Raw genomic sequence first — 13,138 nt, forward strand, 5'->3', positions numbered from 1 at the left:
AGTTGGGGTTTTACTCGCAATCACATCGTTAGTAGTAATCACATATTTCAACAGGGACTAAATCCCCAGTAATCTTTTAATGTCATTCACTCAATCGGATAGAGATATCGCATGATGTGGAAGCATTAAACGCTTAAACCCATCACCGCTCAATTTACGATCCACTTACAGTAAAACTTGGCTTTAAGGTGGAGAGATATTCAAATCTGCAATGTATCCCATGTCAGTCCGTCTAAAGGTAAAATGATGGAATTAGCGCACATCCAAATACAATGATTCCTTAATTTCCTCCATCACAATATAGCTATGTGAAGAGGCTGAAGACGGAAGTTTTTTAAGTAAATCACCAAGTAAGCGTCGATAAGCGCTCATTTCTTTTAGTCGGGCTTTGACTAAATAATCAAAATCTCCCGAAATAAGATGGCACTCTTGTACTTCTGGTATTTCCATTAAGTCCTTAGCCACTTGTTCAAACACATCACCAGACTTTGCAGATAAACTAATTTCTAAAAAAACCAATAAGTTGCGATCAAGATGTTTCGGGTTTAGACGTGCATGATAGCCCATAATGATACCATCTCGCTCCAAACGTTTGACGCGTTCAGAACAAGGTGTGGTCGATAAACTGACCCGTGAGGCCAACTCGCTGATGGCAATTCGACCCTCATTTTGAAGAATATCTAAAATCATTCGATCTATACGGTCTAATTTACGCATCAATTATTCCCTTTTTTTTAATCATTTTTCACGACAATAAATTAAAACACCTAAATTTTAGCATTAAAAATAGTGAAATAAACTATTGAACCAAAAATATACTAGTGAAATAAACTAGTAAATGCATAAAGGATAAGAAATGCGTGTAATAGTATTAGGTAGTGGTGTGATTGGCGTAGCAAGTGCATATTACCTCGCGCAGCAAGGAGCACAAGTTACAGTTTTAGACCGTCAAGCAGGTCCAGCTGAAGAAACCAGCTTTGGTAATGCAGGTCAAATTTCTCCAGGATATTCGACACCGTGGGCTGCACCCGGTATTCCGTTTAAAGCGGTTAAGTGGATGTTTCAACATCATGCACCACTCGCGATTAATATCGATGGCAGTATGTGGCAGTTACAGTGGATGGCGCAAATGCTTAAAAACTGTAACTCAGAAAGTTATGCGATCAACAAAGAACGTATGACCCGTGTTGCAGAATATAGTCGTGACTGTTTAAGAGAATTACGTAAAGATACTGGCATTGAATACGAAAACCGTTCAAAAGGCACATTGCAAGTTTTCCGTAATGAAGCTCAATTAGAAATGGTTCAGCGTGATATTGCTGTACTTAAAGAATGTGGTGTTCCACATGAGTTATTGCTTAAAGATGATCTTGCTAAAGTAGAACCAGCACTTGAACATGCCAAAGATAAATTGGTCGGTGGTTTACATCTTCCAAATGATGAAACGGGCGACTGCTATTTATTTACCAATGCTTTAGCCAATTTAGCCAAAGGTTTAGGTGTCGAGTTTAAATTCAACCAAAATGTTGAAAGATTGGTGGTTGAAGGTGATGAAATCAAAGGTGTAGTGGTTAATGGTGAAGTGTTAACTGCTGATCGCTATGTCTTGGCTTTTGGTAGCTATTCACGTGATTTCTTAAAGCCGCTGGAATTGAATTTACCAGTTTACCCAGTGAAGGGTTATTCTTTAACTATTCCAATTGTTGATCCAACATTTGCACCACAATCTACAGTTTTGGATGAAACCTATAAAATCGCAATTACTCGTTTTGATCAACGTATTCGTGTTGGTGGAATGGCAGAATTAAGCGGTTTTAATCATGGTTTAAATGCGGATCGCCGTGGCACATTGGAAATGGTGACCCAAGATTTATTCCCGGGTGGTGATTTGGCACAAGCATCATTTTGGACCGGTCTTCGCCCAATGACCCCAGACAGCACACCAATTATTGGCGCAACACGTTTTAAAAACTTATTCCTCAATACTGGACATGGCACTTTAGGCTGGACGATGGCATGTGGTTCAGGAAAATTGATTAGTGATTTGGTACTTAATCATCAAACCGATATTAGTACCGAAGGTTTATCTATTCAGCGTTATCCACACGCTGCTTAAGTACCACTTTATTAAAACAGTGATAAATAAATTGTTTAGCGATAAATAATTTACAACGCCAATCCATATTCAGGGATGAATAAAATGCCTAGACCAATTACTGCCGTCATTCATCAGGATGCTTTGCTGCATAACCTGAATGTCGCCCGTCAATTTATGCCACAAAGTAAAGTTTTTACCGTGGTCAAGGCCAATGCTTATGGACACGGTATTGAACGTGTCTATGATGCATTCAAATCCGCAGATGGTTTTGCTTTGTTGGATATCGATGAAGCAAAACGCCTAAGAACATCGGGATGGACCGGTCCAATTCTGCTCTTAGAAGGCATTTTTTCAACAGATGATTTATTGGATTGTGAAAAGTATCAATTAAGTTTTAGCTTGCATAATGAAGATCAAGTGAATTGGCTAGAACAATTTCAAAGCCAATCTCTCAAAGACAATCCAGCACAGACGCAATTCGATGTATTTTTAAAAATGAATACAGGAATGAATCGCCTTGGGTTTAAACCTGATGTGTATCGGGCAATGTGGCAAAGATTAAAGCAATTCGATGTGGTGAAATCTATCACGCATATGATGCATTTTTCAGATGCAGATGGTGAGCGTTTGGGGCAATCTGGGATTGCCTACCAGCAGGCTATTTTTGAACAAACCATTCAAGATTTAGACGGTGAGCGCTCAGTTTCAAATAGTGCGGCCATTCTCCGACATTCGCAAGATTTACGTTCAGATTATATTCGTAGCGGGATTATGCTGTACGGCAGTTCTCCAGACTATCCAACACATTCAATTCAAGATTGGAATCTTAAACCAAGCATGAGTTTACGCAGTGAAATCATTGCAATTCAAGATTTACAGCCAAGTGAAACAGTAGGGTATGGATCTAAATTCACGGCAACCCAAGCCATGAAAATCGGAATCGTGGCATGTGGTTATGCAGATGGTTACCAACGTATTTCTATGGATGCACCCGTATTGGTTAATTCTGTACGAACCCAAACTATTGGTCGTGTCAGCATGGACATGTTAGCGGTTGATTTAACCCATATCCCAGATGCGCGAGTTGGAAGCGAAGTGGTACTTTGGGGACAGTCGTCAAATGGAACTGTACTGCCGATTGATGAAGTTGCAGCAAGTTCTGGAACCGTAGGTTATGAGCTCATGTGTGGTGTAACTGCACGGGTCAATTTTAAAATTTCAAAATAAGGACATCAACATGTCAAACAACGTTCAACACGCAGATATTCAAAAGCTCAACAGCAATCAAGTGATGAGTGCAGTCACCATTTTCAATAAAGTGGTTTATTTGTCTGGTCAAGTTCCTAAAAATACCCAACAGGATATTATTGGTCAAACTCAAGAAATCTTGGCAACGATTGATCAGTTATTGCTTGAGGCAAATACTGATAAATCACGTTTATTGTCTGCTCATGTTTACATCAAAAATTTGGATGATTTTGCAACTTTTAACACCATTTGGATTGATTGGTTAGAAGGCTGTGTTGCACCATCTCGTGCAACAATTCAAGCGGATTTGGTTAATCCAGATTGGTTGATTGAGATCGCAGTTATTGCGGCGCAGGCATAAATTAATCTCTTGTCATAAAGTAGAATTGATTATTGTCAATAATTAAAGCAGTATTTGCCCCGAATTAAAGCTGGTCACATGTAAACCATGTGGCCCAGTTCGCGTTAGGTAGAACAATAGAACGGGAATGTTCTTATGCCACAAGCGGGTTTTACCTCCAAAAAATTGTCAAAAAGGATATTTTTATGACAACTTCAAGCCATTCAGATGACGTACCATCGTCGCCAAATGAGCTACAACGGAAATTATCCAATCGTCACCTACAATTAATTGCGATTGGTGGTGCAATTGGTACAGGCTTATTTATGGGTTCTGGGAAAACCATTTCCCTTGCAGGCCCTTCAATTCTGATCATTTATATGATCATTGGTGCAATGTTCTTTTTCCTGATGCGCGCATTGGGTGAAATTTTACTTTCAAATCTGCACTATAAATCCTTTATTGATATGGCACATGACTTAATTGGTCCAGGTGCTGGCTATTATATTGGCTGGTCATACTGGCTCGGTTGGATCTTAGTAGGTATTGCGGATTTGGCTGCAATTATCAATTATCTCAATTTTTGGCTTCCTGACGGAACCGCCTTTACCCCCATGGGACAAGCCTTAATTAGTGCCGGATGCGTACTCTTGGTCTTGGGGATTAATCTCCTCACGGTAAAGTTGTTTGGTGAAATTGAGTTTTGGTTTGCTTTGATCAAAATTTTAGCCATTGTCGGATTGATTCTTATTGGTGGCTATATGGTGTTGAGCCATTTCCAAGCACCAACAGGTTCAGTTGCAAGCTTTAGCAATGTCTGGTCGCATGGTGGCATGTTCCCGAAAGGCGCAAGTGGCTTTTTAGCAGGTTTCCAAATTGCCTTGTTTGCTTTTGTCGGTGTCGAGCTGATCGGTACTATGGCGGCAGAAACCAAAGATCCTGAAAAGAACTTACCTAAAGCGGTTAATGCGATTCCGACCCGTATTATTTTGTTCTATGTATTGGCACTCTTTATCGTGATGTCGGTAACCCCTTGGAATGAAATTCCTGCGGATCAAAGTCCATTTGTCACATTGTTCCTACATGCTGGTATTGGTGCAGCTGCTGTGATTATGAACTTGGTGGTTTTATCCTCGGTAATGTCATCGATGAACAGTGGTGTATTTTCAACCAGTCGTATGTTGTTTGGATTGGCCAAAGAAGGGCAAGCACCGACGAAGTTGGCTGAGCTGTCTAAACGCGCCGTTCCTGCAAAAGGTTTGTTGTTCTCTTGTGGTTTTATTATGGCAGGTGCAGCACTACAATATTTTGTTCCAAATACCGTTGAAGCATTTACCTTAGCCAGTTCTTTATGTGTGATTTTATTCATTAGTATCTGGAGTATTATTATGGTGTGTTATATACGCTACCGTAAATTACGCCCAGAATTGCATGAGAAATCAAACTTTAAAATGCCGGGTGGTGTATGGATGTCTTATCTTGTTTTGATCTTCCTTGCCTTTACTTTGGTGATTTTAAGTCTAGAGCCTGATACTTTAAAAGCTTTAATCATCAGCCCATTGTGGGTGATTATTTTAGCGGTGACCTATCAAATGATGTATAAACCGCGTATGAAAAAGCGTAATCAACAGCTTTAATGTTGAATATTCAATTGATCAGGAGATGGTGTTAGATCATCTCCTGAATAACTATGATATGAAAGATTTTGATATAAATTAATTTTAAAAATTAAACACTTAGATTAAATATAAGATACTTAACTTTTTGGTTTTCCCCGTGATTGATTGCATAGATTCAATGTGAAATTTAACAAATTATTCAAAATAAAATACTGAAATAAAAATAAAAAACACGTTTAATAGCATCATTTACGCTAAACAACAGCATATATGCGCAATAACAAGATCGATCTCTTACGTGGAATTTCAATTTTATTGGTACTTCTCCACCATTTTAATATTCCTTATAAACTGCATGACACTTTTCTCGGAATACAAATCTTTGGCGAAAGCTTAAGTACTTTAATTGCTCGCAATGGTAATTATGGTGTGACCTTATTTTTTGTGATTTCAGGTTTTTTAATCACCCAGCATACTTTACAAAGAAGTGGCACACTCGCGCAGATTAAACTCAAAGATTTCTATATTCGCCGTATTGCCCGAATTATGCCTTGTTTGGTACTACTGGTGGTGCTGGTGACGGCACTGGGTGCAATGGGGTTAAAACCCTTTATCAATCAAGCGCCAAACGATATTGAAGTTTCTTACGGCTTAACTGTATTTTCTGCTTTTACCTTTTGGATGAATATCCTGATCATTGAAAATGGCTGGGTGAATTATGCACTTGGCGTGTTGTGGTCTTTATCTGTTGAGGAAGTCTTTTATTTAGTATTTCCGATTTTGTGTGTTGTATTAGGCCGTGGTAAAGGCTTTATTATATTTTTATTGGCAATCATCGTTTATGCACCTTATTTCCGTTCATTACATTTTGCCGAGGAAAGCGGGGCTTATCTTTATCATTACTTCTCAAGTTTTGATGGAATTGCGATTGGTTGCTTAACTGCTTTAATGACTCAGCGGATGAGTCAAAAAATACAGGTTTCAAGAATCGTGGTTCCAATCATTGTGGTATTGATGGTTACTGTTTATTTATATGCACCAATCAAAGAGGTTAGTACGTGGGGAATCAGCCTTTTTGCTCTATTGTCAGCAATGTTGATCTTCTGTTTTGCTCAGAACCCACATACTGAATCTCGCTCTATATTGTCAAAAGGTATAGCGTGGATTGGGCAACGTAGTTATGAAATGTACTTGTTTCATTTGATTATCTTGGGTTTATTTAAAGTTTTTTATTTTCCTAAAGAAACCTTAGCAAGTGAAAAATTAATGCTATTGCCAATTTATTTTATTGCTGTTTTTGTATTGAGTTGGGCCATTGAAAAGTATTACTCAACACCGATGAATGCAAAAATTAGAAATTGGCTAATTAAGCGCCATTGAAAAAATCCTATATTTATTGAGTTTGCACAAGCAAATGGTTATTCGGGAACGGATCCAATTGGACTTGATGTTGAGTGCAATAGCGTGATTGTGCATTGTTTAAGGTAATAACAACTACTTTTTACATTATTGAATCGTGTATGGAGTAATTATCGTATGGCGACATGGATGTCGCCGCAGCGCAAGGTTTGTCATCCCCTACGAAAAGTGGGGCATTGCCAGCTTAAACCTTGTATCTAAGATGTGGCAGTGAAGCCTCTATAAAGGCATGTATTAAGTGTTATGAATGATATTGTTGATTAAGTTTTTATAGTTTCATGTTGTTGAATTTATTAAAAAATTATTTAGGTGGGCCTGTAAATTACATACAATCAATAAAAAACCTCCATTTAGGAGGTTTCTATCTACAAGTTAAAATGTCGGTTTAACGACCACTAAAATCACCACTGCAAATAAAATCAGGGTTGGCATCTCATTGAAAAACCGCCAAAACTTATGCGATTTATAATGTGCATTGCCAATCAGTTTTTTACGGTAATAGCCACAAACAAAGTGGTAAATCACCAAAAGACCAACTAAACCGACTTTTAGATAAAACCATAAAGCTTCATGGTAATGACGTGTTGCATCACCCCAGTCTACGAGAAAATGTGCAGTGATTAATGTTGCGATCATCGAAGGCCACATAATGCCCCGATATAATTTACGCTCCATGATCTCGAAACGCTGATGACTTAGATTGTCATCGCTCATGGCATGGTAGACAAACAAACGCGGGAGATAAAACAGTGCTGCAAACCAACACACGACTGCAATGATATGTAAAGCTTTTACCCAAAGGAAAGCTTCTGAAGGAGCATCCATCAATTTACCCTTTTAAGGGCAGTGTGCGAGATGTTGATCATCCAAACTTATTTTAAATTTGAATGATCAACAATTCTTTGTTTAGCCTTCCCATTTTTTAAAAATGAGACAAGCATTGACACCGCCAAAACCGAAACTGTTACTCATCACAGTATTCAATTTTGTATCGCGTTTTTCAAGTACGATGTCATAACCTTTTGTGCCTTCATCAAGTTCAGTGACATTGATGTTTGGCGCGATAAAGTCATTTTGCATCATCAATACAGAATAAATGGCTTCTTGAACACCAGCAGCACCCAGACTGTGACCTGTCATAGACTTGGTTGAGCTTAATGGTGGAACATTACCTTCACCAAATGCACGACCCATCGCAAGAAGTTCAGTTACGTCACCAGCAGGTGTTGAAGTACCATGGGTATTGACATAGTCAACCTTATCCACGCCATGTTGTTTAGCTTCTTCTAAAGCCATCAAAATACAACGGGTCGCACCTTCACCTGATGGTGCAACCATATCCGCACCATCCGAATTTGCAGCATAAGCAACCACTTCTGCAAGAATATTTGCACCACGTGCTTGAGCATGTTCAAGTGATTCAAGTACAACGAAACCACCACCACCCGCAATCACAAAACCGTCACGGTCAGCTGAGTATGGGCGTGAAGCTGTTTCTGGAGCATCATTATATTTAGAACATAGTGCGCCCATTGCATCAAACAATAAGCTTTGTGACCAGTGATCTTCTTCACCGCCACCGGCCAACATTAAATCTTGTTTACCCAATTGAATCAGGTTGTAAGCATAGCCAATCGCATCAGCTGAAGTTGCACAAGCACTGGTGATTGAATGAGCAACACCTTGTAATTTAAATGCAACACCGACATTGGCAGTAATGGTGTTTGACATATTACGTGGTACGAAGAACGGGCCAATTTTACGCGCACCTTTTTCTTCTAAAAGTTTAACCATCTCTGTAACAGACGCAGTTGAGTTACCACCTGAACCCCCTGCAATACCGTAACGAGGATTACCGCCCAATTGCTCTGGCGTTAAGCCTGCATGTTCAACAGCTGCAAGCGCAGAATTGTAGGCATACATTGCACATACGCCCATGAAGCGCTTGAGTTTACGGTCAATACCATCAAAATCTTGTTCTGCTGCGGCACTGACATGACTTTTAAAATTAAGTTCTTCGTAAGTTGAATTATGACGTGTCCCTGAAATACCATTTTCCAAAGAGTGCTTAACAGCTTCCAATGTATTACCGATACATGAGTTAATGCCCATACCAGTGATGACAACACGACGGTTCATGCAAAGTCCTTTATTTTAGAATACAGAATGAATGTTTACATTTAAACGCGTTTACTTTTTTAGTTCAATGGCGAAAGATATTGATTCTTGTGCATCATTTAAAACAATATATTGTATGCTTAAAAGTTAATTAAATAACTGAAAATAAATATATTTATTATTTTTATAATAATATGAATTCATGATGGATATTTACATCAATTAGGCAAAACCATCCATAAGCAGGGCTTACCTGAGATGGTTTGAAGCACTATTTTTTGAAATAAATTTTAAATTGCTGAGATGAGCATGGTGTTTTATCCCTATTGTAGAACAAGGCTTCTCTTTACCTGCTGAGTTGAATTATCCATATAACCGATATGATGACCATCAAGACCAATCATATCGGTTGCAATACAACTGTTATAGCCTATTGCAAGCCTAAACAAAATTTCTTTGTCTTTATGAATTACCAAGGCGTTTTCTTTTCCCACTCTGGATCAAAACCTGATGTAGATGCAGCAACTTTTAAATAGTCTGCATAGCTCTCAGCTAATAAAATTGGTGGAATCTGTTTAAGTGGAAGTTCATTGTTATTCCAAGAGCGGCTGGCTTTCTTGCTAAAGGTGAGTTCATAAAGTACAGCTGGAATATTTTCCTCTGGTACATAACTTCCGCTAAATGTAATTTCTACATCGATACCCAACTGTTTATACGGCTTGGTATAGCGGTCAAATGAACCACCATCTTCAATGCTGGCACGTTGGTAGCCTAATTTGGTCACTACACCACGGAGGGTAAAGGTGTCTGTAAGCCAGCCGTTATGATCCTTAATTTCAGTGACATTATCATCTTCAAGCTTCGGCAGGTGGTTAGTCATCTGTTCAAATAAGAATTTCACTTTATAGTCTTTAAAGTGTGCAATCCAATCTTTTGCTTCCTTTTCACCGACCAAAACCGCATGAGAAATTTGAATTTTGCTGTCTGCATTGAGTTCGATTTCATCATCATCTAAATTCAGTAATGCACCATCATCACTTGGTCTAAAACTGATTTTTTCGCCATTGGTTTTGATCTCAAGCCAAATCAGTTTTTGGATTAAGCGTCTCATGATTGGATGGGCAAAGATATACTCTTGCCACTCAGCAACATTCCACTGACGTTCGCTACACATCGCCTCATACAAACGACCTGTTTGCATATCCACGACTTGTTTAAACTCTTTTTTACTGGTGCTAAATAGTGCTTTGGCTTCTTTGATCAGGCTTTCATCATCATTTTGGCGGGCAGCAGGTAGTGCTTTAACTTCTTTACCTTCTTCATTTTTAAGAATGAACTTGTCTTTATCATCGACAATGGCGCTAAAGTTACGTGAGCCATATTGTAGTTGTAACACAGCATTTTCATCTAAACCTGCTGTTGGAATAGTGCGGTCAGCCAGCTCATCACTTGTCCATTGATTGCGTTCAGCAATCTCAGCAACCAATGTGTTTGCAAGTGTTTGTACCGAAGCTGTACGGTAGCGACGTGAAAGTGAAAGCAACAGTTGGGTGATAGAAGGGTTATCGCTAATAGATAATGCACTAATCATGGCTTCTAATTGAGCTCGGCGCGTATAGTGCTGTTTGATAAAATCTTGTATTTGTTTGACAGCAAAACTTCCTTGAGCTGCAAATGCCAGTGCTAAGAAACCTTTACTTTTGATTGCTGAACCTAAAATACAAGAAAGCTGAATGTTTTTGATTTCTGTAATAACTTCTTCAAGTGTAATCGTCCCATAGTATGCATAATAAGTGTCATTTTTCGCCCAAGCCTGATAAGCATTGCGATACTGTTGTAAACGTTGTGGCGCATTTTTAACAGCATATTCTGTTGCTTCATCCAATCTAGGGCCACGAGTATCTTCAGTAATAAAGCTCTGTAGGGCGAAATTTGCAAGTTCTTGTTGGCTTTTTTCACTCAATAATCCTACATAACGTTGTAGCAATTGATTGGCTTTTGGTTCCTTCAATTTTTCTGCCAAAATCGCCCACCATTGTATAATTTTGGGGTCAACATCTGTGTTATTTTGCCATTTCACTTTTGGTAAAGTTTCAAAATCAAACCATTTAAAACTCACTGATAATTTACCTTTTAGCCCAACTTCTGCTTCTTTAAGCAGTACTTCTGGCTTGAGATAAGCATTAATATCCTGTCCGAGCTTTTCCAATGCCGTTAAAAGTGCAGCTCGAACGATTTCTTTTTTCTCTTTATTCAGCAAAGTATTCAGTGGTTTTACTGCATTTTGATTTTGCAAACGCGCCAACCACTCAATTGCAGAAATTCTTACTTCTTGCTTACCAGATTCAAGTGCTGTGATGGCTTGTAGATGGATGTCTGGAATTTTTGCCAAAGCCTGTTGTGCATCAAAGCGTAAGCTCTTATTTTCACCAAGTGCTAATTCTAATAATTTGGGAATAAACTCACTTGGCACTTGTGGAAAATATCTTAAAACATTGATTGCTTTTTGGGGATTAAATTGCTGCCAACTGTCTTTGAAAAGAGAAGGTGTTAAGCCTAAAGCTTCTGTTAAAAATGCTTGATGATCGGCAAAAAATGGCCAAATTTTTTCAGGGTCAACGATATAATGAGACAACATATTGTACTCATCCATTAACATACCTTGAGCAATTAAACGATCAGCTTGACTGAATTTGGTCCGATGCATGGCATCAGCAAGTTGTTTTAAATCGAGTGTTGCTGTCTGTTCTGTTGTTAATATATCAAATAAATCTTCCCAGTATAGATTTCCACGTTCAGAGTGGAATGAACGAAGTGCATGGAAGATCGTATAATTATTTTGTTCTTTTATGCGGTTTTTATAATGAATAATTTCAAAATCATAAGCAAATGATTTACGTTCTATTTCACCATTTAACTGTTGTACAACTGATTCTAAATTGGTTTTTTTGACATATGTCCGATTTTTAAAGTAGTTTTGAAAATGTCGTGATTGATAATCTGAGGTTTTATTTTCCTCAATTTCCAATAATGCTTTTCGCTCTGCTTTAGTTAAAATTTCTTGATAATTTTCCAATATGATTTCAGTAAAAGATTCAGGAAGTTTTTTCTCGACCAACGCTACAAAGTCAGGCAGTTTGACTTGTTCAAGCTGAGTTTTTTCACTTGGTTTTAATCTTTGTAATGCCATTTGTATGGCTTGTTGTACTGACTTTTGTTTTTCTTCATTTAGGGCTTTTTCTAAAAGTTGAGCATGATCTTGCCCTAAACGTGCAAAAAGTTCCGCTGCCGCAGAGCGTTCTTGGCTATTCCCTGAAAATAAGAAATAACGCATATGTTCTTGAACGCTATTTTGATCGATGATGCTCAATAATGGCGAAGCTTTATCACTGATGGCTTTGGTTTTATGCAATGAAAGTCGTACGATGAGTTTGCTAAGTTTATCGTATAAATCGCCATGTTTTTGCAAGAAATCTAAGAATATATGAATTCCGTTGCTGGTTAAATTGGGGATTTTTTCAATTAATTCATTTGCATATTGTGCTAAAAAAGATTCTGTGTCTTTCAAATTGAAAAGCAAATTTAAGCGATCAAAATCGTGACTTCTCAGATTCTTACGTTCAAATAAGGCCAATAATAAATGTTGTTCGAAACCTTCTTGTTCACTTTCGAGCAATTCAAAGAGTTTTTGTAAGGTCCAATGAGATTTGATATTTTGTGACTGTCCTAAAGCTTTAAAACCAACACCATAAGTTGTGTTTAATGCATCGACGATAAAATATAAAAACCAAACAGGTGCTTGTTCATAAAAATTAATAAAATTAAGTCGTTTGGTTGTTGCTTCTAACACTTTTGCAAAACGTACAATCTGCGCATGATCAAGCTCATCAAAAATTACGCCATATAACTTTTGACGTGCATTTTGCGAATGATAAGCCATGTGCTCTTGCTGACGATTAATATGAAAATTGGGTCTATACCAATTGTACGTGCTAGGATTACCCAGTAGGGCAGTGGCTTGATCATCAGGGAGTTTTTGAAAAACAAGTAATATTTCTGGATTTTCACCAGTGATTACAAATTTTAAGGTTTGGGCTGGTAAATCAGCATCAATATCGACTAAAGGTTTAAAAATATCTTGTAAATTTTGAGCTGTATCTAGGCTAAATGGAGCAAATAATTCATTTATTTGCATATATGTCATATCTTGCATTTGGCACCTTATTATTAAATTTCATTTTTGGATCTCATTGAATTTTAATCTAAATTTTTTATGGATGATATCGTGCTTAGTTT

The 13,138-nt window shown here is 38.0% G+C and carries 9 protein-coding genes; 5 read left to right on the forward strand and 4 right to left on the reverse strand.

What is annotated here, in order from left to right; all coding sequences use genetic code 11:
* Nucleotides 1-252: 252 nt before the first annotated feature.
* Entirely contained in the window at nucleotides 253-717 is a 465-nt protein-coding gene (locus tag PYV58_RS04035; RefSeq protein ID WP_004723670.1) for an Lrp/AsnC ligand binding domain-containing protein, read from the reverse strand.
* Between the two features lie 139 nt (nucleotides 718-856).
* On the opposite strand from PYV58_RS04035, the gene PYV58_RS04040 reads away from it, so the two are divergent.
* The 5 genes from PYV58_RS04040 (at nucleotide 857) to PYV58_RS04060 (ending at nucleotide 6,685) form a co-directional block, all read left to right on the forward strand.
* Entirely contained in the window at nucleotides 857-2,116 is a 1,260-nt protein-coding gene (locus PYV58_RS04040) for a D-amino acid dehydrogenase (protein WP_004723669.1), read from the forward strand.
* A gap of 84 nt (nucleotides 2,117-2,200) precedes the next feature.
* A complete protein-coding gene (gene alr, locus PYV58_RS04045) occupies nucleotides 2,201-3,325 on the forward strand; it encodes an alanine racemase (protein ID WP_034617617.1) in 1,125 nt (374 codons plus the stop codon).
* A gap of 10 nt (nucleotides 3,326-3,335) precedes the next feature.
* Complete coding sequence (locus PYV58_RS04050; RefSeq protein WP_004723667.1) at nucleotides 3,336-3,707, forward strand: RidA family protein; 372 nt, start codon at nucleotides 3,336-3,338, stop codon at nucleotides 3,705-3,707.
* Nucleotides 3,708-3,892: 185 nt separating this feature from the next.
* Nucleotides 3,893-5,323 (forward strand): amino acid permease, encoded by a 1,431-nt coding sequence (locus PYV58_RS04055; RefSeq protein ID WP_004723666.1) that lies wholly within the window; start codon nucleotides 3,893-3,895, stop codon nucleotides 5,321-5,323.
* 252 nt (nucleotides 5,324-5,575) lie between these two features.
* On the forward strand, nucleotides 5,576-6,685 hold the full coding sequence (locus tag PYV58_RS04060) for an acyltransferase (protein ID WP_034617619.1): 1,110 nt from the start codon (nucleotides 5,576-5,578) through the stop codon (nucleotides 6,683-6,685).
* Nucleotides 6,686-7,096: 411 nt separating this feature from the next.
* Here PYV58_RS04060 and hemJ read toward each other — a convergent pair whose 3' ends face one another.
* From hemJ to PYV58_RS04075, 3 genes are all read right to left on the reverse strand, one after another.
* Nucleotides 7,097-7,549 carry a protoporphyrinogen oxidase HemJ gene (gene hemJ / locus PYV58_RS04065; RefSeq protein ID WP_004723664.1) on the reverse strand — a complete coding sequence of 151 codons (453 nt, stop codon included), beginning with the start codon at nucleotides 7,547-7,549 and terminating at the stop codon, nucleotides 7,097-7,099.
* Between the two features lie 81 nt (nucleotides 7,550-7,630).
* Nucleotides 7,631-8,863, reverse strand: a complete 1,233-nt coding sequence (locus PYV58_RS04070; protein WP_004723663.1) for a beta-ketoacyl synthase N-terminal-like domain-containing protein — start codon at nucleotides 8,861-8,863, stop codon at nucleotides 7,631-7,633.
* Between the two features lie 448 nt (nucleotides 8,864-9,311).
* Nucleotides 9,312-13,055 (reverse strand): DUF4132 domain-containing protein, encoded by a 3,744-nt coding sequence (locus tag PYV58_RS04075; RefSeq protein WP_275059709.1) that lies wholly within the window; start codon nucleotides 13,053-13,055, stop codon nucleotides 9,312-9,314.
* Between the last annotated feature and the right edge of the window lie 83 nt (nucleotides 13,056-13,138).

The sequence above is a fragment of the Acinetobacter sp. TAC-1 genome, from assembly GCF_029025845.1.
In the GTDB taxonomy this organism is placed as follows: domain Bacteria; phylum Pseudomonadota; class Gammaproteobacteria; order Pseudomonadales; family Moraxellaceae; genus Acinetobacter; species Acinetobacter guillouiae.